Genomic DNA, 24231 nt, shown 5'->3' with positions numbered 1-24231 from the left:
ATGACACAGAGAGACAAGGACCTCCCATGAGCGACGGATACGGCAAGCAAAACGCGGGATTCGGTCTGACACGCGAACAATCGGTCGACCTGATCGTCCGCAGCTGCCTGGACCACGGTGTCACTGATACCCGGCAGATCGCGTATGTGCTGGCCACGGCACAGCACGAATCCAAAGACTTCCAGGCCCCTGAAGAGGACTGGGGGCGAAAGCAGGCCGTGACGCTGTCGTATCACGGTGGCGAAGCCTATTACGGCCGCGGCTATGCGCATCTCACCCATGTCGAGTTGTACGAGAAGCTTGGCGAGAAGGCCGGGCTAGGCCGCGAACTCGTGCAATCGCCAAGCCGGGCCGCGGAACCCGCCATTGCGGCGAAGATCCTCGTCGCCGGCATGCGCGATGGCGACTTCGTGCAGGGTCAGACCCTGGCCGCCCATATCAACGCCGACAAACAGGACTATGCCGGCGCACGCGCGATCATCAATCCCCGCGATGCGGCAAGCGTGCAAACCATCGCCGGTTATGCGCGCACTTGGGAAGCTTCGGTACCGGCGCTGGTAGAGCGCGCCCAACGCGAAGCCGTGGCACCCGCGCAGCCGCCGGCCGCATCCAATGCGCCAGCATCCGTCGGCAAGGGCGACGCGAATCAAACTGTGTTCGAAGCACAGCAGTATCTGGCCGCGCTGGGAATGACCGATAGCAAAGGCAAGGCCATCTCCCCCGATGGCGACTTTGGTGCTGGCACCGAGCATGCAGTCAAACAATACGAGCGCAGCAAAGGCGTTGCAGAGCCAACCGGCCGCGTCGATGCCGCCATGCTGGCCGAACTGCGCGCCGATACCCTGCAGGCGCAGCCGCAATTCAAGCGCCAGACGATGACCGACCTGTACGGCCCCTTGAAGGACGGAGAGCTCCGCCGAGGCGAGAAGGGGGAACCTGTCTATGAACTGCGCCGTCAGTTGCAGGGCCTGGGCTACATCCAGAATGCGCCTCCGAACTGGGGCGGCGACCGCCTCTACGACGAGCACATCGAAGCCGGCGTCCGTGCATTCCAGAAGGCCAATGGGCTGCAGGAGACCGGACGCGCCGATACGGAGACGCGGCGGCAGTTGAATGCGTCCGCGGTGAGCCAGCATCTAGCGCCCACCACCGAATTCGACCGTCCGGAAAATTGGCCGCCGCAACCGCCACCGTATACTAGGGCCGAATATCAGACCCGCCAGCAGGCGCCGGCGCAACCCGCTCCATCTGCACCTGCAACGCAGGAGCCATCACCCGATCAGCGGCGAGGCCAAGCACCGACGCCAGCAGCGCCTGCGGTCATGCACAGCTCGCTGTATCAGGACTGCTCCAACGGCGTCGACGCGCTGGACCGGCAACTCGGCCGCGCGTCCGATACCGCGAGCGCATGCATGAAGGCCAGCCTGACCGAGTTGGCCACGCGCAACGGCCTGACCCGCGTCGATCATGTGCTGCTCAGCGAGCGCGGCCGTCAGGCCGAGCCGGGGCAGTACGTCTTCGTCGTCGAAGGCGATCCACGCAATCCCGCCAGCCTGCGCGCGCACATGCCGACCGATCAAGCGATCAATACACCAGTGGAGGTGTCCTTCGGTGCCTTGGCGCAATCGGAGCAGCAACGCCAAGCCAGCCTGCAGGCTCAGGTCGCCATGGAGCAACAGCGCGACGCACAGACACGCGAGGCCAACAGCAGAAGCATGGGATGACACGGCCCGTGCCGACGGTGCCCGAGCCCTGGCTAGCTGGCGACACGCTCACTGCCCCGCCGCGCAGCCCCCACCCTGTTCCGCGCACACCTTCATGGCGCGCTGCAGCTCGGCCTCGCTCAGCTGCGGGGGTGGTCGCGCGACGGCGGCCTGGACCTGGTCGGGACCGCCGGTCAGCGCATGCAGGCCCTTGGCCGCCTTGCCGGCCAGGTAGTAGACGCCAAGCGCGATGTAGCCGCCGCTCTGGCTGACCTGTTCCACCGAGGGCGGCGGCCGCCAGTCCTTGTCGAAGCGGTTGGGCGGTGGGGTCACCGGATTCTTGAAGCGATACAGATCCAGCGGCTCGCCCTCGTCCGGCGGCAGCGCGCGCACTTCGCCGAGGGTCTGGATGTCGTCTTTGGCAGCGTCGGTGGCCGGCGGCATGGCGACGGACGACGCGGGCGGCGCAGCGGCATCGGTCGCAGGCGCCGCCTGTTGCGCCTGCACCTGCGTGCACGCCGCCAGCAACGCGACAGCCAGCAACGCCCTCAGGCGCCGGCCGATCGGTTCCGTTGTGCCCATGCTGTCCATGGCGCCCGAGCTTACGGACGCGGCGCGGCCATCTCTAGCGCGTCGCCACCGCCGTTCACGTCGGCGACAGCGGGCGCAGGCACAGCCAGATCGCGCACCAGTGCGCCAGCGCGCCACCCAGCACGTGCGCATGCCAGATCGCGCGGTTGTAGAGCATCGACTTGCGTACGTAGAAGGCCACGCCCACCGTGTAGATCGCGCCGCCGGCGGCGATCAGCCACAGCACCGGCGTGTCCAGTCCGGCCACGATCGGCTTGACCGCGGCCATCCCCGCCCAGCCCAGCAGCAGGTAGATCGCCACCCAGAAGCCCTTGGCGATGCCGGGCAGGAACAGCTTGGCGAATACCCCGAACAGCGCCACGCCCCACACCGCCAGGGTCATCGACCAGACCCAGGCGCCGGACAGCGCCAGCACGAAGAACGGCGTGTAGGAACCGGCGATCATCACGAAGATGCCGGCGTGGTCGAGCTTGCGCAGCACCGGCTGGCGCTGCGGCGGGGCGAAGTTGTACGCCGCCGAGCAGGCGAACATGGTCAGCAGCCCCAGCGCGTAGATGCTGGTGGCCAGGATCAGCGCATCGTTGGCATGGGCGCGCCAGACCAGCAGCGCGCCGCCGACCACGGCCAGCAGCAGGCCGGCGGCATGCACGAGCAGATCGGCACGGCGGGCGGCGGCGGTGCGGTAGTGCGGGGGAAGCGCGGAAGCGGACACGGACAGGAACAGTGGGCGACAGGGGCCGCCGGTGCCGGGGGGACGACAGGATACCTGTCGAGGACGACAACGCGCGCAAGGCGACCGGGGCAACGCACCGATGGCGCGGCATCCATATGGGCAACGCACCCGCAACCGCCCCGCCTGAATCCGCTCATCTGCCGTCCTCGCCTCGGCGCGCCCCGTCTCATACCCTGAGACGCGATTTCGCTTCCCTGTTCCGCTTTGAGAGCCGTGCCGATGCCCGCCCACGCCCACGCCCTAGCCCCGCGCACCGAGGACGCCGAGCGCGCCCTGTCCACCACCGACGGGGTGCCCTCGCGCGATGGCGCCCTGCTCAGCGCGCGGCTGGAGCGCCGTTACCACGACCGCATCACCGGCAGCTTCACCATCCCCGGCCAGGCCGGCCGCTACGCGCCGATCCCGGACGACGTGCCACCGGCGCTGGCCGCGGCATTGCGCGAACGCGGCATCGCGCAGCTGTACAGCCACCAGGCCGAGGCCTGGGAGGCGGCGCAGCGCGGCGAGCACGTGGCCATCGTCACCCCCACCGCCTCGGGCAAGTCACTGTGCTACACGCTGCCGGTGGTGGCCGCGGCGATGACCGCGCAGGCCAAGGCGCTGTACCTGTTCCCGACCAAGGCGCTGGCGCAGGACCAGGTGGCCGAACTGCTGGACCTCAACCGTGCCGGCGACCTCGGGGTGAAGGCCTTCACCTTCGACGGCGACACCCCCGGCGATGCGCGCCAGGCAATCCGCCTGCACGGCGACATCGTGGTCAGCAACCCGGACATGCTGCACCAGGCGATCCTGCCGCATCACACCAAGTGGGCGCAGTTCTTCGAGAACCTGCGCTACGTGGTGATCGACGAGATCCACACCTACCGCGGCGTGTTCGGCAGCCACGTCGCCAACGTGCTGCGCCGGCTCAAGCGCATCTGTGCGTTCTATGGCGTCACGCCGCAGTTCATCCTGTGCTCGGCGACCATCGGCAACCCGCGCGCGCACGCCGAGGCGCTGATCGAGCAGCGCGTGCACGCGATCACCGATTCCGGCGCGCCCAGCGGCGACAAGCACGTGCTGTTGTGGAACCCACCGGTGGTCAACGCCGACTTGGGCCTGCGCGCCTCGGCGCGTTCGCAGAGCAACCGCATCGCGCGCATCGCGATCAAGTCCGGGCTCAAGACCCTGGTGTTCGCGCAGACCCGGCTGATGGTGGAGGTGCTGACCAAGTACCTGAAGGACATCTTCGACCACGACCCGCGCAAGCCGCCGCGCATCCGCGCCTACCGCGGCGGCTACCTGCCCAGCGAGCGCCGCGAGGCCGAACGGGCGATGCGTGCCGGCAGCATCGACGGCATCGTCTCCACCTCGGCGCTGGAGCTGGGCGTGGACATCGGCGCGCTGGACGTGGTGGTGCTCAACGGCTACCCCGGCAGCGTCGCCGCCACCTGGCAGCGTTTCGGCCGCGCCGGGCGCCGCCAGCAGCCGGCGCTGGGCGTGCTGGTGGCCAGCTCGCAGCCGCTGGATCAGTACGTGGTGCGGCATCCGGACTTCTTCGCCGACGCCTCGCCCGAGCACGCGCGCATCGCCCCGGACCAGCCGCTGATCCTGTTCGACCACATCCGCTGCGCCGCGTTCGAGCTGACCTTCGTCGCCGGCGAGGCGTTCGGCCCGGTGGACCCGGCGGTGTTCCTGGAAGCGCTGGCCGAGAGCGAGGTGGTGCACCAGGAGGGCGACCGTTGGGAGTGGATCGCCGACAGCTACCCGGCCAATGCGGTGAGCCTGCGCTCGGTGGCCGACGGCAACTTCGTGGTGGTGGACAAGACCGACGGCAAGCAGCAGATCATCGCCGAGGTCGACTATTCCGCCGCCGCGCTGACCCTGTACGAGGGCGCCATCCACATGGTGCAGAGCACGCCCTACCAGGTGGAGAAGCTGGACTGGGAAGGGCGCAAGGCCTACGTCACCCGCACCCACGTCGACTACTACACCGACAGCATCGACTTCACCAAGCTCAAGGTGCTGGACCGCTTCGACGGCGGCGCAGCCGGGCGCGGCGACGCGCACCACGGCGAGGTGCACGTGGTGCGGCGCGTGGCCGGCTACAAGAAGATCCGCTACTACACCCACGAGAACATCGGCTACGGCCCGGTCAACCTGCCCGACCAGGAACTGCACACCACCGCGGTGTGGTGGCAGTTGCCGCAGGCCACCCTGCTCAAGGCGTTCGGCAGCAAGCAGGACGCGCTGGACGGTTTCCTGGGCGCGGCCTACGCGTTGCACGTGGTGGCCACGGTGGCGGTGATGGCCGATGCGCGCGATCTGCAGCAGGCGGTGGGCGATGGCGACGGCGCCTGGTTCGCGGTGGCCGATGCCAAGGGCCGTGGCCAGTTGCGCGGCGGCGACAGCGGCGAGCCGGCCAGCGTCGAACTGCAGCAGTTCGTGCCCACCGTGTACCTGTACGACAACTTCCCCGGCGGCGTCGGCCTGAGCGAGCCGTTGTGGCGACGCCAGGCCGAGCTGGTGCAGCGCGCGCGCGAACTGGTACAGGGCTGCGACTGCGTGGCCGGCTGCCCGGCCTGCGTCGGCCCGGTGCTGGCAGCGCAGGAGGAAAGCGCGACCACGCCGCGGGCGCTGGCGTTGCGCGTGCTGCGCCTGTTGCTCGACGGCGGGGACGACGCGGCGCTGGACGCGCGCGGCCCGGCCACGCTCGCCGCCGACGTCGATGCCGACGCGCTGCCGGAGTGGAGCGCATGAGCATCAGCCTGGAGCGCCTGCGCGCGCTGCGCCGGCAGGCCGGCGATGCCAGCGCCGAGCGCACGCCGGCGTCCTCCGGCAATCCCACCGCGGCCGATGCGCCTCGCGCGTCGCGCACGGACGCTGTGGCGACGACGCCTACGCACGCGCCGCGGCAGGCAACGGCGCAGCCGCGCGAGGTCGCATCGCACGCGGCACCGCCGGCCGCACGCACGCAACCCGCTCCCGCGCGCAGCGGCGGCACCGACACCGCCGTGGCGCCACCCATCGCCATCGCCCCGTTCGACCGCGGCGGCACCGATGTGTCCGCCCTGCGCCGCCTGCTCGGCCTGCGCGAGCGCGCCGTCGCGCCCGCCGCGGCAGCGGTCGCGCGCAAGCCAGCCGCGCCGGATCGACATCTGCCCGGGGTGGAGATCGCGCCCGGGCTGCACCTGATCGAGGCATTCCTGCCGCAGCCGATCCCCGCCGGCGCGCTGTCGCTGGCCTTCGCCCGCCGCGAGGATGCGGTGGAACCGACCGACCTGCTGTTCTTCGACACCGAGACCACCGGCCTGGCCGGCGGCACCGGGACGCGCGCCTTCATGATCGGCGCGGCCGACTGGACCGTGCATCCGGCCGATGGCCCGGGCCTGCGCATCCGCCAGTTGCTGATGGCCACGATGGGCGCGGAGAAGGCGATGCTGGAGGCGTTCCGCGCCTGGCTGCGGCCAGGCACGGTGCTGTCCAGCTACAACGGCCGCTGCTACGACGCGCCGCTGCTGAAGACCCGCTACCGGCTGGCGCGCTGCGCCGATCCGCTGTCGGCGCTGGACCACGTGGACCTGCTGCATCCCACCCGCCGCCGCTACCGCGGCACCTGGGAGAACTGCAAGCTCGCCACCATCGAGCGGCAGTTGCTGCGGGTGGTGCGCGAGGACGATCTGCCGGGCTCGGAAGCGCCGGCGGCGTGGCTGGGCTACCTGCGCGGCGGCAACGCGCGCAACCTGCGTCGCGTCGCCGCACACAACCATCAGGACGTGGTCACGCTGGCGCTGCTGCTGCAGCGCCTGGTCGCCGCCGAGGCCGAGGAACGCGCGCTGGCGGCGGCCGCGTCGGCGTAGGCGCGGCTTGCGGCCGGCGGATCACTCCAGCCGCTGCGCACTGCCGGCGGCGATGGCCGCATCGAACAGGCGGTCGACCTCGCGATCGAGCTGCGCGTTCAATTCGCCCTGCCGCGCGCCCAGTTCGCCCTGCTGCCGGCCCAGCGCAGCCTGCTGTTCGCCGAGCACGCGCATCTTCGCCGACAGCGCGTCCTGGCGCTGCGCAAGCGCTGCCTGTGCATTCGCCTGCGCCTTGGCAGCGACGGCGTCCATGTCGATACGCGCCAGCGCCCGCGCCGCGGCCTCCTGCGCCAGCTTGCCCTGTTCCCGGCCCAGCTCGCCCTGCTCGCGGCCCAGTGCACCCTGGCGCTTGCCGAGTTCGCCCTGCTGTGCGCCCAGCTTGCCGATCGGCTCGAACAGCGCGTCGAAGCGGGCCAGCAGCGCAGGATCGTGCACCACATAGCGCTTGCCGCCGCGGCGGAACCACAGGCCATCGCCCTGGGTCTCGCGCTTCATGCTGGCGAGTTCGTCGCTGCTGCCGCTCATCGTCGAGTGGTTGCCCTTGACCCGGACATACGACTGTTCGAGTTGACCGTTGCGGGTCTTCTGCACCGACCGCTTGCTGATCCGCGAGCCGATGGCCGGCGGCGCAGCGGGGACCGCCGGTGCCGGCGGCGCCAGCGGCGCGGGCGGCGGCAGTGGCGCGACCGGCGGCGGTGCAGGCTGCGCGGGCGTCGCTGCCGCCACCCTGGCCGCCCTGGACGCACGCGGCGGCAGCGGCGCGGCGGGCGCGTCGGCGGCACGCGCGGCATCGTCCATGTCCGCCGCGTCGGTCGCTTCGGCAGCTTCGGCGGCTTCTGCCGCAGCAGCCGCCGCCTCGCGTCCACGTTCCCGCGCGGCATCGGCCACGTCGGCCGCCTGCGCGGCGGCATCGCCGGCAGCATCGGCGGCAGTCTGCGCCGCCTCGGCGGCCGCGGCAGCCGCATCGGCCGCGGCTTCGGTGCCGGCATCGACATCGGTCGCCACGTCGGCCGCCGGCGTGCGCGCCGGCCGGGTCGGCGCCGCGCTCGGGGCCGCATGGCCGGGCTGGGCCACCAGGCGCAGCGGCATCACGCCGAGCACGGTCACCGCGGTCAGGATCAGGGCCGCGCCCAGGCGCGGAAAAGCGGACGTGGTCTGCAGCATCTGCAATCTCCGTTTCAGGCTCAGGAAGGTCGGCGAGGCGCTGGCCACGCCGGCGCTGGGCCGCGGCGCCACGCCCAGCTGCACCAGCAGCCGCGCGTAGTCGTGACGGCAATGGCGGTGGCCGGCGACCACGGCCGCATCGCAGGCCGCCTCGCGGGCCAGGGCGTACTCGCGGTTGGCCAGATGCACCAGCGGATGGAAGAAGAACAGGTGCTGCGCCACGGCCGGCAGCAGGCCCCACCACAGGTCGCGGCGCTGCAGGTGCACCAGTTCGTGGGTCAGTGCCATGTCCAGATCGTCGGCGCGCAGGCTGGCCATGCGCCGCGCCGGCAGCAGCAGCACCGGCCGCCACGGCCCGATCAACTGCGGCGAATCGATGTGCGCGCACAGCCGCAGCTGCGGCGGCTCGCGCAGGCCGTGCGCCTCGGCGGCCAGGCGCAACGCGCCGAGCAGGGCGGCGTCGGTGCACGGCGCCGCCGCGCGCGCACGCTGGCGGCTGCGGCGGTAGGCCAGCACGCTGTGCGCGGCGCAGACCAGCACGCCGGCCAGCCACAACGCCGCCAGCGCCTGCGCCCACGGCCAGGCTGCCAAGGACGGCGTGGCCGGCGGGGTGGCGATCGACGCGACAGCGGTGGCGGCGGTCGCGTTGACGTTGAGCTGCGGGGGCACCGCGGAGGCGGCCTGCACAGACGACGTCGCAGCGCGTACCGGGGTCGCCGGCATCGTGGCGACGACCGCCGGTGGCGTCGCCATCTGCGCCGGCGCGGCCGGCAGTACCGGCAACTGCACCGCCCCGGCCCACAGCAGGCCCAGCACGCTCTGCGCGGCCACCAGCCACCACAGCCGGCAACGCGTCGCCGCCGGCAGGGTCGGTAGCCAGCGGCACAGCGCCCAGACCAGCGCGACCAGCACCACCGTCTGCACGCTCGTCGCCAGCAGCCGCGACAGCAGAGTCTCGAACACGTCCGTCCCCAACAGGCTGTGCATGGCTTAGTCCTCTCGCCGTTGCGATTGCAGTTTGGCCACCAGGGCCTCCAGTTCGGCCAGCTCCGTGTCGCTGACCTCGGCGCGCTGCGACATCCACGCCACGAACGGCGAGACCGAGCCCTGCAGAGTCTTCTCGACGAAGCTGCCGACCGCGCTGCGCACCACGTCGTCCTGGCCGCTGGTGGCGGCATAGCGGTACACGCCCTGCACCTGGCGACGGCGCAGATAGGACTTGGCGCGCAGGCGCTCCATCATGGTCAGCACCGTCGAACGCGCCAGTCCGCGGGCCTCGCCGAACCCGGCGGCGACCTCGCCGACGCTGGCATCGCCGCGCTCGGCGATGTACTGCAGCAGGGCCAGTTCCTGGTCCCCGATCGATTTGCGACGCATCCGCCCGCTCCGATGACTACACGTGTCGGCAAAGCTACCCGTGACGACAACTGTCGTCAATAGGTCGCAGGTCACGGGCGACAGGCGGCTGCAGGCCTGGCGATGGTGTCCGGCCGCGAGGCTGGCAGCGCTTATCGCAGGCTGGCGGATGTCTGGGTAGTCGGTTCGTCCATGCCTCACGTTCGCTGCGCTCCGACTGTTCGCGCTGGGGACCGAATGCCCTATACCCAGGTATCGCCACGCATACGCGCGGCAGGCAAGGCTGTACCAACGCGCAATGGTGCAAGCGCACATGCGGTGCAAGAATTCTCTGCATCGCTTCACGCCGCTGTCTCCACCTCGGGTCACGCGCTGCCGCGCGGATGCGCCGTTCGCCTTCATCGATTTGCAGCGAACAGCCGCAAAGCCACGCGCCACGCCCCCTGGTCCGCGCCGCACTGCCGGCGCCCTTCCATCGCAAACGCACAACCAGCCGGGCGTCGCCGCGAGGCCGCCGCCCAGCGCTGGGTGCGCGCGTGCGCCACCGCTCCCACTCCACGCCGGATCCCACCATGCACGCGACTTCCTCCCGTCTCCGCGCCACCGCCTTGCCGCCGCCCGCACCGCATCGCCGCATGCGCGCGTGCACGCCGTCGTTGTTGTCCGCGACGCTGACCGCCTGCCTCGCCGCGTCCACGGCACACGCCGCGGAGGCGACTGCCAGCGGCAACGCAAACACCACGCCGACCACGTTGTCCGCACTGGACGTGGTGGCCTCGCCGCATGCGGCGTCGGTGGCGCCTACGCAAGTGGTCGGCCCGAACCGCTACGTCATCAATGCCGGCGACATGGACGCCGACGTCGCCGGCAGCAACGGCCTGGCGCGGCTGAAGACCGTGCCCGGCGCCAGCTACACCGCCACCGACGGGCTGGGCCTGGACGTCTCCGCCACCAGTCTGTTCGTGCGCGGTTTCCGCATGAACGAAATGGGCATCACCTTCGAAGGCGTGCCGTTGAACGACAGCGGCTTCCTGTCGTTGACCGGCACCAGCGTGGTCAACGTCGGCGTGCCGGATGCGATCGGCACCATCACCGTCAGCCCCGGCGCGGCGCCGGTGAGCGTGTTCTCCAGCAGCGCGAACGGCGGCGCGCTGGAGTACCGCCTGGGCGAACCGAAGGACTCGCCCGGCCTGCGCGTCAAGCAAGGTGTGGGCAGCGACGCGACCCAGGTCACCACCGTTTCCGCGCAGAGCGGACAGCAGGGCGACAACGGCCCGAAGCTGCAGGTGGACCTGCAACGGCTGGGTGCGGACAAATACCAGGGTGGCGGCACCCAGCGCTTCCTGCGCGGCGACCTGAAGGCGACGCAGGCCGTGGCCTGGGGCACGTTCACCGTGTTCCTGTCGGCCAGCCACGCGGCGATGTGGGGCTACAACAACCTGTCCTTCGACATGCTCGGCAAGCTCGGCTGGCGCGCCGACAGTTTCTATCCCGATTACGCCAGGGCCTATGCCGTCGCCCTGCCGCAGAACGCCGGCGCCTCCTGCGGCGTCTACAGCTGCGGCACGCTGGCCGGGCTCTTGCCGTACGACACCGGTCAGGTCACCGACGACCGCATCGCCTCGCTCGCGCACGACTTCCGCATCTCCGACGCGCTCAACGGACATGTGCAGGTCTACAGCGCGCGCAGCCGCACCCACGCCACGCTGAGCGACCCGACCACGCCTTCGCCCAATGGCGCGCCGTTCTCCGAGCAGGTGCAGGCACCGCACCTGCAGCGCAGCGGCGCCCTGCTCAGCCTGAGCTACCTGCTCGGCCGGCACACCCTCAGCGCCGGCCTCTGGCAGGAGCACGCCAGCGCCGACGCGGCGACCTTCTGGTACAGCGAGCCGCTGCTGGGACAAGGCCGGCCGCTGCGCACCATCGGGCCGTGGGACACCTACGGCCCGGCGTTCCAGACCGACAACGGCTCGCAGTGGACGACCCGCGCGCGCCAGGTGTACGTGCACGACGACATCGCCCTGGGCGACACGCTGGTGCTGGGCCTGGGCGTCAAGGCGGTGGATTTCCGCACCAGCGGTGGCGGTGTCGGCGGTGCGCCGGACCGGCCGGCCTCCGGCACGCTGCGCGCCAAAAGCGCGTTCCTGCCGCACCTGTCGCTGTTCTGGAGCCCGACCGCGCAGACCGACGGCTTCATCGACCTGGGCAGCGCGATGAACGGCTTCCGCGTCGCCCAGCGCGGCAACATCGGCTACACCGCCTCCGCCTGGACCGTCCCCGACCAGGCCACGTTCGACCGCCTCGCCCGCCACCTGCAGCCGGAACAGGACTGGAACCTCACCCTCGGCGGCACCCATCGCTTCGACCGCGCCACCGTCACCGCCGACGTGTTCTACGGCGACATCCGTCACCGCTTGCTGTCGGCCGCGGTCGGCACCCAGTTCGCGCAGGTCAACACCGTGCAGGTGATGCCGAAGATGCACACCTTCGGCGCCGACCTGGGCGTGACCGCCGACCTGACCCCGCACCTGCAGTTCTACCAGGGCGTGGCGCTGGCGCGCTCGGTCTACGACCGCGACGTGGTCGTCGACGGCAACGTCTATCCGATCCAGGGCAAGGCGCAGCCCGGCTATCCGCAACTGTCGCTGGTCAGCGACCTGTCGGCGCATGTGCGCCACTGGCGCTTCGGCGCCACCAGCACCGAGTACCTGCATCAGCCCTTCACCTACGAGAACGACCTGCGCGTACCGGCGTTCTGGCAGGTCAACGCGTACACGGCCTACACGCTTGGCGCGGACAGCCCGCTGCCCGGCCTGGAACTGCGCCTGGACGTGAGCAACCTGCTCGATCGCCACAACATCGGTACCGCGAACATCGCCGGCTCGGCGTTCGCTGGCGACTACCAGACGCTGCAGCGCAGCGCGCCGCGGCAGGTGTTGTTCAGTACCTCGCTGGCGTTCTGAGCGGGCGGCGCGCATGCATGGGGCAGACACGGCGTTCACGGCGATGCCACGCCGGCGCGACTAGAAGTTTCCGCACCGGTTCGCCGACGCACGCCGCGTCCGTCGGCACTCGCCGCCACACGCGGCGCCCCACGACCGCAGCGGCTTCTGGACAGCAGGACATCGGCATGAGCGACGACACCCGCAACACCGGTTCGCCCGATCGCGACCGCATCAACCTCCACGAAGACTACGAAGTGCGCTACTGGACGCAGGCGCTGGGCGTGTCCGCCGACGCGCTGCGCGCCGCCGTGCAAGCCGTGGGCAGCAGTGCCGCGGCGGTCCGCGCGCACCTGCGCAAGTGACGCGGGCCGGGCCCGCGCCATGAGCCTCGCCGACTACCGCCGCAAGCGCCGCTTCGACAAGACCCGCGAGCCGGAGCCGGGCAAGCCGGTGCCGTCGGGGCAGCGGCCGATCTTCGTCGTGCAGCTGCACCACGCCAGCCGCCGCCATTACGATTTCCGACTGCAGGTCGGCGATGCGCTGAAGAGCTGGGCGGTGCCGAAGGGGCCGAGCTACGACCCCAAGGTCAAGCGCATGGCGGTAGAGGTGGAAGACCATCCGCTCGACTACGCCACGTTCGAGGGCGAGATCCCGCAGGGCGAATACGGCGGCGGCCACGTCGCCCAGTTCGATCACGGCGTGTGGAGCAGCGCGGACGATCCGGAGGCGCAACTGGCCAAGGGCCATCTACGCTTCGAACTGTTCGGCGACAAGCTCAAGGGTGGCTGGCACCTGGTGCGCTCGGGCAAGCCGGCGCGGCAGCCGCAGTGGCTGCTGTTCAAGGAGGACGACGCCTTCGCCGGCGACCTGGAGGCCGACGACCTGCTGGCCGATGTCACCGCGGCGCTGGCGCAGGACATCAAACGCGCCGGCGCCGGCAAACCGGACAAGCGCAAGGTCACGGCGGTGGCGCCAGTGCGCAAAGGCCGCCGGACGAACTGGGCCAAGTTGGCCGAGGCGCTGCCGGGCGCGATGCCGGCGGCGGCGCCGGACGGACCGTTCGCGCCGCAGCTGGCCCGGCTGGGCGATGCCCCGCCGCAGGGCGCGCAATGGATCCACGAGATCAAGTGGGACGGCTACCGGATCCTGGCCACCGTCGCCGACGGCGTGGTGCGGCTGTGGTCGCGCAACGCGATCGAATGGACCGACAAGATTCCCGAGATCCGCGATGCCATCGCCGCGCTGGGCCTGCGCTCGGCGGCGCTGGATGGCGAACTGATCGCCGGCAAGGGGACCAAGGAGGACTTCAACCTGCTGCAGGCGGTGCTGTCCGGCGAGCGCCAGGGCAAGTTGGCGTTGGCCCTGTTCGACCTGCTGCATCTGGACGGCATCGACATCGCCGCCGCACCGCTGTCCGAACGCAAGGCGCTGCTGCAGCGGCTGCTGCAGGACGCCGATACGCACCTGGCCTTCAGCTCGCACATCGACGGCGACGGCGACGCCGCGTTCCAGCTCGCTGGCGCGCAGCACTTCGAGGGCATCGTCTCCAAGCGCGCCGACCGCAGCTACCACGGCGGCCGCAGCGACGACTGGCGCAAGACCAAGCAATTGCGCTCGGACGAATTCGCGGTGGTCGGCTACACCGCGCCCAAGGGCAGCCGCAGCGGCTTCGGCTCGTTGCTGCTGGCGCGGCCGGATGCCGAACATGGCTGGCTGTACGTCGGGCGGGTCGGCTCCGGCTTCTCCGATGCCCTGTTGCGCGAGCTGACCGCGCTGATCGGCAAGGCCGGCAGCGCCACGCCCAGTGTGCACGTGCCCACCACCGAGACCGATCTGCGCAGCGCGCGCTGGTTCGCGCCGCGCTTCGTGGTGGAGGTGTTCTACCGCGGCATCGGCGGACAGCAGTTGCTGCGCCAGGCCTCGTTGAAGGCGGTGCGACCGGACAAGGACATCGCCGACCTGGGCGATGCCGACGCACCGGCACCGCGCGCGGCGGCGGCGCGGGTGACGCCGGCGGCCAGGAAAGCCAAGGCAGACGCAACGGCCAAAACAACGAAGGCGACCAAGGTGACGAAGGCTGCGAAGTCGAGCGAAACCAAGACCAGCGGTCCTCGGCGCAGCAAGCGCGACGTCGCGACCACGGGCACCGCGCGCACACCGCCGACGCTGTCCAGCCCGGGCCGCGTGGTCTTCCCCGACATCGGCGCGACCAAGCGCGAGGTGTGGGACTACTACAGCGCGGTGATGGACCACCTGCTGCCGGAGATCGCCGGCCGCCCGCTGTCGATCATCCGCTGCCCGGCCGGCGCCGAACGCGCGTGCTTCTTCCAGAAGCACCACACCGCCGGACTGGAACTGGTGTCGTCGGTGCGGTTGAAGGAAGAGAGCGGCACCCAGGCCGAGTACCTGGTGGTCGAGGATGCCGCCGGGCTGCTGGAGCTGGTGCAGTTCAACGCATTGGAGTTCCACCCGTGGGGCGCGCATGCCGCGTCCCCGGAGCGCGCCGATCGCGTGGTGTTCGATCTGGACCCGGGCCCGGACGTGCCCTTCGCCGAGGTCAAGCGCGCGGCCACCGACATCCGCAAGCTGCTCACGCAACTGGAGCTGGAATCGTTCCTGCGCGTGTCCGGCGGCAAGGGCCTGCACGTGGTGGTGCCGCTGGCGCCGGGCTGCGACCGGGACCTGACCAAGCGCTTCGCCCACGGCTTCGCCGACGCACTGGCGCAGTCGCAACCCGAGCGCTTCCTCGCCACCGCCAGCAAGCGCCTGCGCAACCAGCGCATCTTCGTCGACTATTTGCGCAACGGCCGCGGCGCCACCGCAGTGGCGTCGTACTCGCTGCGCGCCCGCGCCGGCGCCCCGGTGGCGATGCCGCTGGCCTGGAGCGACCTGCCCAAGCTGCACCGCGCCGACGCCTTCAAGCTGCGCGACGTCCCCGCCAAGCTGAAACGGCGACGCAAGGATCCGTGGGCCGGCATCGACGCGCTGAAGCAGAACCTGGCGCGCTGGGCCGAAACGGAGTGAGCAAAGCCCCTCTCCCGTCGGGAGAGGGGTTGGGGTGAGGGTCGGCGCGAAGCGACTCGCTGAGATTGAACACGAGCGACCCGTACCCTCATCCGCCCCTTCGGGGCACCTTCTCCCGGGGGGAGAAGGGAGTCAAAAGCCTCTCTCCCTTCGGGAGAGGGGTTGGGGTGAGGGTCCGGCGCGAAGCGACGCGCTGAGATCGAACACGAGCGACCGCACCCTCATCCGCCCCTTCGTGGCACCTTCCCCCAAAAAGGGGGCCATGGTCCCGAGGGGAGAAGGGAATCAAAAGCCCCTCTCCCGGCGGGAGAGGGGTTGGGGTGAGGGTCCGACCGCCAGCCAACTCACCCGCCAACCCACTCGCCCCCTACCCCGTCGGCCCACCCATCACCGGTAGGATCGCGCCATTGATGTAGCTGGCAGTGATCGGCGAGGCCAGGAACACATACGCCGGCGACAGTTCCTCCGGCTGCGCCGGGCGCCCCATCGGGTTCTGTTTGCCGAACTCGGCCACGTCCTCCGCAGGCTTGTCGGCAGGATTGAGCGGCGTCCACACCGGCCCTGGCGCGACCGCGTTGACGCGGATGCCGCGCGGCTGCAACTGGCTGGCCAGGGCCATGGTGAAGGCATGGATCGCGCCCTTGGTCGCCGAATAGTCCAGCAGCGACTTGCTGCCGAACAGCCCGGTCTCCGAACCGCTGTTGACGATCGCCGAACCACGCTTGAGATGCGGCAGCGCCGCGCGTGCCATGTGGAAATAGCCGGCGATGTTGGTCTGCAAGGTCTCCTGCAGATGTTCCTCGCTCAGGTCCTCCAGCGCATCGCAATGCAACTGGAAAGCCGCGTTGTTGACCAGCACATCGAGCCCACCGAAGGCGTTGACGGTCTGCGCCACCGCGCCCTCGCAGAACGCTGGATCCTTCACGTCGCCAGCGATGGTGATGCAGCGGCGGCCTTCTTTCTCGACGTGCTGGCGGGTGACCTGCGCATCCTCGTGCTCGTCCAGGTACAGCACCGCCACATCCGCGCCCTCGCGCGCGAACAGCACCGCCACTGCGCGGCCGATGCCCGAGTCGGCACCGGTCACGATCGCGCTCATGCCGCGCAGCTTGCCGCTGCCCACGTACTCCGGCGCCTCGAACCGCGGCTGCAGCGCCAGCGCGTGCTCGTTGCCCGGCTTGGCCAGGTGCTGCCTGGGCATGCGCTGCGGCTGCTTGCGCGGCCCGGCCTGGCCGGCGTCACCCGGCTTGGCGCGCTTGGGCTTGGGCTTGGGCTTGGCGTCGCCGGCATCGACCGCGCGCTGCAGCGCGCGCTGCTGCTGCGCGGTCTTGGCGCTGGACGACGCCACGGCGCCACTGCGCTTGGACGGGGCGGACTTGGTGGCGGCAGGACGCTTGCGGGAGGCCATCGGCAATACTCCGGATGCGGGAGGAGGACGCGGTCGCGCAACCCTCCTCGAAGGGAAGGAACGGGCGTCGCTCAGGCGCGGTCGGCGAGACCGCTGACGCCGGCGTGCTGGGCGCAGTGCGCGCAGCAGAACATGCGCTCGCCGGCCTGCACGCCGTGGCCGACGATGCGGCAATCGCAATGGCTGCAGCGCGGGGCGAAGGCGTGGATGGCGCACTCGAACGAATCGAAGGTACCGCTGCGCGCGCCCTGGGTCAGGGTGAAGGCCTGGTCGTAGTCGTTTCCGCAGACATCGCAGGTGGCCATGATCGGCTCCGGTTGCTGGGGGAATCCCGAGTCTGGCCCCGCCCGCGGCCACGACCGGTGAAACCGCCGGCGCGATCTCTTCATGCGGCGCAAACATGCGCCGCGACAGGCTCGCGCCATCGATCGAAGGAGACGCCCCATGATCCGCCACCCGCTTGCCCGCCTCGCCCCGTTCGCCGCCGTGCTGCTGCTCGGCGCCTGCAGCACCACCCAGGTGGCGCAGGTGCAGCCGATCGACGGCGTCATCTCCGGCCAGTGCCATATCGACAAGGTCCGCGGCGCGGTCGGCCTGGCCGCCTCGCGCATGACCGTCGAACGCGCCCGCGTCGACAGCGACAGCCTCAAGGTGCAGGTGGTCAAGAGCAGCGTCGCCGACAACGGCGCCACCTCCAGCGGCGTGGACAGCGCCAACCGCGGCGCCCGCGAAACCGGCGGCGACCGCCTGACCGTCGAAGTCGGCCCGACCAACAACATCACCACCGTGTATTGCGGCTGATCCGCACCGCGGGGCCGTGCCGCCGCATCTGCGGCGGTACGGCGCTCAGGCGCGCTTGCGCACCGCGGGCGCGGCCTTGCGCTTGCTGCGGTGACCACTGCCCTGTGTACTTGCCACCGCACCCTTGCGCGTGGTCCGCGCGGCCTTGCGCAAGGGCGGCGCTTTGGCCGCGTTACGGCCAGCGGCCTTGGCCGCCTTGCGCGCCGCGGTGCGTGCCCGCCCCAGGTACTTCAGCGTGATCAGATCCCACTGCCGCTCGCCGCGCACGCCCTCGCACAGGCCGTGCAGGCGGCCGCAGCGCCAACCGTCGAACACGCACGGGTCGATATAGGCCTTGCGGCACACCGCCGGGGTGTTGCCCAGCGCCTCGGCCACCTCGCGGATCACCGCATTCTGCGCCTGCGCCAGCGCGCGCTCGCCGCCGGTGTCGGGCAGCGGCAGCGCGGCCAGCCGCTGCAGCGCGGCGCGGGTGCCGCCCCAGGTGCGGAAGTCCTTGGCGGTGAAGCTCTCGCCCATCGCCTCGCGCAGATAGTCGTTGACCTCGCCCGAATCCACCGGCTGCAACTGGCCGTCGTCGTCGCGGTACTGGAACAGCGCCTGCCCGGGCAGTTGCTGGCAGCCGCGGATCAGCTTGACCAGGTGCACGTCGTCGACCTCGATGTCGTGCTCCTGGCCGCCCTTGCCGCGGAACTGCAGCCGCGCACGGCCGCCCTTCACGAAGGCCAGGTGGCGGTTGCGCAGCGTGGTCAGGCCGTAGGAGCGGTTGCTGCGCGCGTATTCGGCGTTGCCCACGCGCACCAGGGTCTCGGCCATCAGCGCCACCACCATCGCCAGCACCTTGTCGCGCGGGTAGCCGGGCAGCGCCATGTCGCGGCGCAGGCGCCGACGCAGCCGTGGCAAGGCCTGGCCGAAGGCGACGATGCGCTCGAACTTGCCGTCGCCGCGCACCTGCGCCCAGTCGGCGTGGTAGCGGTACTGCTTGCGCCGGCGCGCGTCGCGGCCGGTGGCCTGCAGGTGACCGTTGTCGCGCGTGCAGATCCACACCTCGGTATAGGCCGGCGGGATCGCCAGTTGGCGGATGCGCTGCAGGGTGGCGGCGTCGCGCACCGCGCTGCCGTCGGGCAGGCGGTAGCTGAAACCCTTGCCGGCACGGCGGCGGACGATGCCCGGCTCCTGGTCGCTAACATAGACCAGGCCGGCGCTGCTGGCGGCCTGGCGGGACTGCCGGGCACGCGCGGCCTCGGCGGCGGCGGTGGAACGGGACTGGGTGGACATCGGACCTCCGGAAGCCGGAACCGCGGCCCGCGCCGCCGGTTCCACGAGCCTGGATTGTCGGCAGCGCAACGGCTACGGCACGTGATGCCGGCCGGCTGCAGCGCTTAACGAGAGGCGAACGCGCCATGTCCGATGCTGCCGGCGTTGGAACGTGCGTCGCGCCGGAAGGCCGGATCCCCGTGGCCGGCGCGCCGGCGGCGCCGTTCGCCGCCGGTGGCCCTGGGTGGCCTCAAAGCGCGACGCACGTTCTATGCTTCACGCGTCCTTCCCTCCATCCATAGGAGCCCCGATGAGCAACCTCCTTTCCTCCCGTGCGTCCACGCGTGCCGGCCTGCTCGGCACGGCCTGCCTGGCGCTGGCCCTGGCCGCCTGCGGCGCGCCGCCGCCGGACGAGCAGGAACAGGTGAGCGCCAAGGCCCAGGCCGCCGCGCAGCAGGCCGCCGCGCCGGACCCGGCCAACGCGCCGGACGCGCCGCCGGTGGGCAGCTGCGATGCCTCGCAGGCGCAGGGCCTGGTCGGCCAGACCTTCGCTCCGGCGCTGCTGGACCAGGCGCGCAGCGATACCGGCGCCAAGACCGCCCGCGTGCTCAAGCCGAACCAGGCGGTGACCATGGAGTTCAACGGCGAACGGCTCAACATCGAGGTCGACGAAAAGAACCAGATCACCGGCGTTCGCTGCGGCTGAGCGCTCGGCCAAGACCCCGGCGCGGCGGCGGCGACACGGCCGCCGCCAGCGCTGAAGTTGCAGGTGTAACGGTGTATTGCGGCACCGCACCAACTATGTTTTAGTCGGGATTCCGGTGACCTCAAGAAGCGCTCCAGGATAGAGCGGGGGCGAGTGTCGCCGCGTTCCTTCGGATCGCTTTCAGAGGCAGACATGGCCCCCCGCAACCGCCACGGGCTCTACGACCCCCAAGACGAGCGCGATGCCTGTGGTTTCGGCATGGTCGCGCAACTCGACGACCAACCTTCGCGGGCGCTGGTGGATACCGCCATCGCCGCGCTGTCGCGCATGACCCACCGCGGCGGCGTCGCCGCCGATGGCCTCACCGGCGACGGCTGCGGCCTGCTGATCCGCAAACCCGAGCCGTTCCTGCGCGCGCTGGCGCGCGAGGCCGGCCTGAGCGTCGGCGCGCGCTTCGCCGCCGGCAACGTGTTCCTGCCGCGCGACGATGCCGATGCCGCCGCGCGTTGCCGGCAGGTGCTGGAAGAGGAACTGCGTCGGGTCGGCGCGCAGCCATGCGGCTGGCGCCTTACCCCCACCGACGATGCGGTGTGCGGGCAACTGGCCAAGGACACCCTGCCGCGGATCGAGCAGGTGTTCGTCGACGCCGGCGCCGAGCAGGGCGAGGACGCCTTCGCCCTGGCCCTGTTCCTGGCGCGCCGCCGCGCCGAGCAGCGCCTGCGCGAGGTCGGCGATTTCTACGTCACCACGCTCTCGCCCAACGGCATCAGCTACAAGGGCATGGTGCTGCCGGACAAGCTCAGCACCTTCTACCCGGACCTGCAGCGCAACGACCTGGCCTCCAGCGCCATCGTGTTCCACCAGCGCTTCTCCACCAACACGCTGCCGCGCTGGCCGCTGGCGCATCCGTTCCGCCTGCTCGCCCACAACGGCGAGATCAACACCATCGAGGGCAACCGGCACTGGGCGCAGGCGCGCAGCAAGGTGTGGAAGACCCCGCGCTTCGACATCGCCGAGTTCGACCCGGTGATCTCCATGCACGGCTCCGATTCGCAGAGCCTGGACAACATGCTCGAGCTGCTGGTCGCCGGCGGCATGGACCTGCTGCAGGCGCTGCGCATCCTGGTGCCGCCGGCCACGCAGTCGCTGGAGTTCAAGGACGCCGACCTGGCCGCGTTCTACGAGTTCTACGGCCTCAACACCGAGCCGTGGGACGGCCCGGCCGGCATCGTCGCCTGCGACGGCCGCTACGCCGCATGCATGCTCGACCGCAACGGCCTGCGCCCGGCGCGCTGGATGCTGACCTCCGATCGGCACTTCCTCGTGGCCTCCGAAGCCGGCGTGTGGGAACTGCCTGCCGAGCGCGTCACCCGCAAGGGCAAGCTCGGCCCCGGCGAGATGATGGCCATCGACCTCAAGCGCGGCGACCTGCTCGATTCCGATGCCATCGACCGCATCAACCGCGGCCGCGCCCCGTACAAGCAGTGGCTGCAGCAGGGCGTGACCTACCTGCAGACCGAGCTGATCGACCCCTCGCTGGTCGAGGAGCCGTTCGACGAGCGCACGCTGCGCAGTTACCACAAGCTGTTCCAGCTCAGCACCGAGGAAGTGGAGCAGGTGCTGCGGCCGCTGGCCGAGACCGAGCAGGAAGCCACCGGCTCGATGGGCGACGACACCCCGATGGCGGTGCTCAGCCGCCACACCCGGCCGCTGTACGACTACTTCCGCCAGGCCTTCGCCCAGGTCACCAACCCGCCGATCGACCCGTTGCGGGAAGACTGCGTGATGTCGCTGACCACCCAGCTCGGCAAGGAGACCAACATCTTCCATGCCGGCCCGGAGACGGTGAACCACGTCATCCTCAACTCGCCGGTGCTCAGCCAGCGCAAGCTGCGGCAGTTGCTGAAGATGCCGCAGTACCAGACCCGCAACGCGCAGATCGACCTGTCCTACAGCGTCGAGGAAGGCCTGGAGGCGGGCCTCAAGCGCATCTGCGCCGAGGCCGAACAGGCCGCGCGCGACGGCAAGGTCATGCTGCTGCTGACCGACCGCTACCCGGTGCCGGAGCGGCCGATGGCGCATGCGCTGCTGGCCACCGGCGCGGTGCACCACCACCTCTCGCGGGTGGGCCTGCGCTGCGACGTCAACCTGATCATCGAGACCGGCACCGCGCGCGATCCGCACCACATGGCCTGCCTGCTCGGCTTCGGCGCCACCGCGGTGTATCCGTACCTGGCCTACCAAACCCTGTTCGACCTGGGCCGGCGCGGCATCCTGCTGCTCAAGAGCGGCGGCGAACAGACCCAGATCGGCCGCAAGTACCGCAAGGGCATCTACAAGGGCCTGTCCAAGATCATCTCCAAGATGGGCATCTGCACCATCGCCAGCTACCGCGGCGCGCAGCTGTTCGAGATCGTCGGGCTGGATCCGGACGTGGTGGCGCTGTGCTTCCCGGACACCGCCGCGCGCATCGGCGGCGTCGGCCTGGCGCGGCTGGACACCGAGGCGCGGCAGCTCGCCGCGCGCGCCTGGAACGACCTGCTCAAGCCGGAAGTGGGCGGCCTGCTCAAGTACGTGCACGGCGGCGAGTACCACATGTACAACCCGGACGTGGTGCTGACCCTGCAGCGCGCCACCCGCAGCGGCCTGCAGGCCGACTGGGACGCCTACGCCGCCGCAGTGCACGGGCGCCCGGCCTCCGCTTTGCGCGACCTGCTGCAACTCAAGCGCGCGGCCACGCCGACCCCGCTGGACGAGGTCGCCCCGGCCGAGGACCTGCTGCGTCGCTTCGACACCGCCGCGATCAGCCTCGGCGCGCTGTCGCCGGAGGCGCACGAGGCGCTGGCGATCGCGATGAACCGCCTCGGCGGGCGCAGCAACTCCGGCGAAGGCGGCGAAGACCCGGCGCGCTACGGCACCGAGAAGCGCTCCAAGATCAAGCAGGTGGCGTCCGGCCGCTTCGGCGTCACCCCCGAATACCTGGTCAACGCCGAGGTGCTGCAGATCAAGGTCGCGCAGGGCGCCAAGCCCGGCGAAGGCGGCCAGTTGCCCGGGCACAAGGTCAACGAACTGATCGCGCGGCTGCGCTACGCCAAGCCGGGCATCGGCCTGATCTCGCCGCCGCCGCACCACGACATCTACTCGATCGAAGACCTGGCGCAGCTGATCTACGACCTCAAGCAGGTCAATCCCAGCGCGCTGGTGTCGGTGAAGCTGGTCAGCCATGCCGGCGTGGGCACCATCGCCGCCGGCGTGGTCAAGGCCGGCGCCGACCTGATCACCGTGTCCGGCCACGACGGCGGCACCGGTGCCAGCCCGGTCAGCTCGATCCGCTATGCCGGCGTGCCGTGGGAACTGGGCGTGGCCGAGTCGCACCAGGCGTTGGTCGCCAACGACCTGCGCACGCGCACCATCCTGCAGACCGACGGCGGCCTGAAGACCGGGCTGGACGTGGTCAAGGCCGCGATCCTGGGCGCGGACAGCTTCGGCTTCGGCACCGGGCCGATGATCGTGCTCGGCTGCAAGTACCTGCGCATCTGCCACCTCAACAACTGCGCCACCGGCGTGGCCACGCAGGACGAGCGCCTGCGCGCCAACCACTTCGTCGGCCTGCCCGAGCGCGTGGAGAACTTCTTCCGGCTGCTGGCCGAGGAAGTGCGGCAGTGGCTGTCGTACCTGGGCGTGCGCTCGCTGGACGAGATCGTCGGCCGCACCGAACTGCTGCAGCAACTGGACATCTCGCCGCGCGAAGGCGTGCGCGTGGACCTGTCGCGGCTGCTCAAGGACGTGCGCCACGACGGCGGCCACTGCGCCGCGCAGCGCCTGTACGAATCGCCGGACAGCCTGGCCACGCAGATGGACGGCCTGCTCGCCGACGCCATCGCGCACAAGCGCGGCGGCGACCATCGCTTCCTGATCCACAACACCGACCGCTCGATCGGCGCGCGCCTGTCCGGCGCCATCGCCCGCGTCCACGGCAACCACGGCATGGACGATGCGCCGCTGACCCTGCGCTTCCGCGGCTCGGCCGGGCAGAGCTTCGGCGCGTTCAACGCCGGCGGCCTGCACCTGGAACTGGAAGGCGAGGCCAACGACTACGTCGGCAAGGGCATGGCCGGCGGCCGCCTGGTGGTGCGTCCGCCGCGCGGCGCGCGTTTCGAGGCGCGCAGCACCGCGATCATCGGCAACACCTGCCTGTACGGCGCCACCGGCGGCGAACTGTACGCCGCCGGCCGCGCCGGCGAGCGCTTCGCGGTTCGCAACTCCGGCGCGCTGGCGGTGATCGAGGGCGCCGGCGACCACTGCTGCGAGTACATGACCGACGGCATCGTGCTGGTGCTGGGCAAGGTCGGCCTGAACTTCGGCGCCGGCTTCACCGGCGGCCTGGCCTACGTGCTCGACGTGGACCGCGACTTCGTCGACCGCTACAACCACGAACTGATCGACATCCACCGCATCTCCGCCGAAGGCTTCGAGAGCCACCGCCAGCACCTGCACAAGCTGATCAGCCGCCACCGCGAACTGACCGGCAGCATCTGGGCGCAGCAGATCCTCGACGAGTTCCGCGACTACGTCGGCAAGTTCTGGCTGGTCAAACCGAAGGCGGCGAGCATCGAGTCGTTGACCGAGTCGCTGCGGCGCGCCGCTTGATGGTGGTGCCGGGAATGGGGAATGGAGAATCGGGAATGGTCACAGCCCGGCTCGCCA

The 24231-nt window shown here is 70.7% G+C and carries 15 protein-coding genes and 1 pseudogene; 9 read left to right on the top strand and 7 right to left on the bottom strand.

The genetic code is table 11. The features are described 5' to 3' along the window. Positions 1 to 26: 26 nt before the first annotated feature. Complete coding sequence (locus AC1PLR_RS00900; protein ID WP_481102356.1) at positions 27 to 1724, top strand: peptidoglycan-binding protein; 1698 nt, start codon at positions 27 to 29, stop codon at positions 1722 to 1724. Positions 1725 to 1772: 48 nt separating this feature from the next. On the opposite strand, the gene AC1PLR_RS00895 is transcribed toward AC1PLR_RS00900, so the two are convergent. After that, positions 1773 to 2285 (bottom strand): hypothetical protein, encoded by a 513-nt coding sequence (locus AC1PLR_RS00895; RefSeq protein ID WP_481102355.1) that lies wholly within the window; start codon positions 2283 to 2285, stop codon positions 1773 to 1775. Positions 2286 to 2349: 64 nt separating this feature from the next. Beyond that, positions 2350 to 3012, bottom strand: a complete 663-nt coding sequence (gene trhA / locus AC1PLR_RS00890) for a PAQR family membrane homeostasis protein TrhA (RefSeq protein ID WP_371184401.1) — start codon at positions 3010 to 3012, stop codon at positions 2350 to 2352. A 234-nt stretch (positions 3013 to 3246) separates the two neighbouring features. On the opposite strand from trhA, the gene AC1PLR_RS00885 reads away from it, so the two are divergent. Together AC1PLR_RS00885 and AC1PLR_RS00880 are read left to right on the top strand one after the other, a co-directional pair. Then, positions 3247 to 5766 (top strand): DEAD/DEAH box helicase, encoded by a 2520-nt coding sequence (locus AC1PLR_RS00885; RefSeq protein WP_481102354.1) that lies wholly within the window; start codon positions 3247 to 3249, stop codon positions 5764 to 5766. A 311-nt stretch (positions 5767 to 6077) separates the two neighbouring features. Further along, positions 6078 to 6866: pseudogene (locus AC1PLR_RS00880) on the top strand (ribonuclease H-like domain-containing protein); the annotation flags it as partial. A gap of 21 nt (positions 6867 to 6887) precedes the next feature. Here AC1PLR_RS00880 and AC1PLR_RS00875 read toward each other — a convergent pair. Both AC1PLR_RS00875 and AC1PLR_RS00870 read right to left on the bottom strand, forming a co-directional pair. Continuing rightward, the gene (locus AC1PLR_RS00875; protein WP_481102353.1) at positions 6888 to 9017 is read right to left on the bottom strand and encodes a M56 family metallopeptidase; all 2130 of its coding nucleotides are present in this window, start codon (positions 9015 to 9017) and stop codon (positions 6888 to 6890) included. A gap of 3 nt (positions 9018 to 9020) precedes the next feature. After that, on the bottom strand, positions 9021 to 9407 hold the full coding sequence (locus AC1PLR_RS00870; RefSeq protein ID WP_481102352.1) for a BlaI/MecI/CopY family transcriptional regulator: 387 nt from the start codon (positions 9405 to 9407) through the stop codon (positions 9021 to 9023). Positions 9408 to 10021: 614 nt separating this feature from the next. On the opposite strand from AC1PLR_RS00870, the gene AC1PLR_RS00865 reads away from it, so the two are divergent. The 3 genes from AC1PLR_RS00865 to ligD all read left to right on the top strand — a co-directional run bounded on the left by AC1PLR_RS00865 (position 10022) and on the right by ligD (position 15355). Then, positions 10022 to 12349 (top strand): TonB-dependent receptor, encoded by a 2328-nt coding sequence (locus tag AC1PLR_RS00865; RefSeq protein WP_481103506.1) that lies wholly within the window; start codon positions 10022 to 10024, stop codon positions 12347 to 12349. A 167-nt stretch (positions 12350 to 12516) separates the two neighbouring features. Next, positions 12517 to 12693: a DUF3606 domain-containing protein gene (locus AC1PLR_RS00860; protein ID WP_420008511.1), complete on the top strand. Its 177-nt coding sequence runs from the start codon at positions 12517 to 12519 to the stop codon at positions 12691 to 12693. 19 nt (positions 12694 to 12712) lie between these two features. Then, a complete protein-coding gene (gene ligD, locus AC1PLR_RS00855) occupies positions 12713 to 15355 on the top strand; it encodes a DNA ligase D (RefSeq protein ID WP_481102351.1) in 2643 nt (880 codons plus the stop codon). 367 nt (positions 15356 to 15722) lie between these two features. Here ligD and AC1PLR_RS00850 read toward each other — a convergent pair whose 3' ends face one another. Both AC1PLR_RS00850 and AC1PLR_RS00845 read right to left on the bottom strand, forming a co-directional pair. Further along, positions 15723 to 16763, bottom strand: coding sequence for an SDR family oxidoreductase (locus AC1PLR_RS00850; protein WP_481102350.1), 1041 nt, complete (start codon positions 16761 to 16763; stop codon positions 15723 to 15725). A gap of 71 nt (positions 16764 to 16834) precedes the next feature. Next, positions 16835 to 17068 carry a hypothetical protein gene (locus AC1PLR_RS00845; protein WP_019797504.1) on the bottom strand — a complete coding sequence of 78 codons (234 nt, stop codon included), beginning with the start codon at positions 17066 to 17068 and terminating at the stop codon, positions 16835 to 16837. 139 nt (positions 17069 to 17207) lie between these two features. Here AC1PLR_RS00845 and AC1PLR_RS00840 point away from each other — a divergent pair, with 139 nt between their 5' ends. Beyond that, on the top strand, positions 17208 to 17564 hold the full coding sequence (locus tag AC1PLR_RS00840; RefSeq protein ID WP_010342267.1) for a hypothetical protein: 357 nt from the start codon (positions 17208 to 17210) through the stop codon (positions 17562 to 17564). 45 nt (positions 17565 to 17609) lie between these two features. On the opposite strand, the gene AC1PLR_RS00835 is transcribed toward AC1PLR_RS00840, so the two are convergent. Beyond that, entirely contained in the window at positions 17610 to 18839 is a 1230-nt protein-coding gene (locus AC1PLR_RS00835; RefSeq protein ID WP_481102349.1) for a DNA topoisomerase IB, read from the bottom strand. A gap of 289 nt (positions 18840 to 19128) precedes the next feature. Here AC1PLR_RS00835 and AC1PLR_RS00830 point away from each other — a divergent pair, with 289 nt between their 5' ends. Further along, positions 19129 to 19524: an I78 family peptidase inhibitor gene (locus AC1PLR_RS00830; protein WP_010342269.1), complete on the top strand. Its 396-nt coding sequence runs from the start codon at positions 19129 to 19131 to the stop codon at positions 19522 to 19524. 192 nt (positions 19525 to 19716) lie between these two features. Continuing rightward, a complete protein-coding gene (gene gltB, locus AC1PLR_RS00825) occupies positions 19717 to 24174 on the top strand; it encodes a glutamate synthase large subunit (protein ID WP_481102348.1) in 4458 nt (1485 codons plus the stop codon). Positions 24175 to 24231: the final 57 nt, after the last annotated feature.

Source organism: Xanthomonas sp. NCPPB 3570 (genome assembly GCF_056725115.1).
This window is presented reverse-complemented; position numbering and strand designations above follow the sequence as displayed.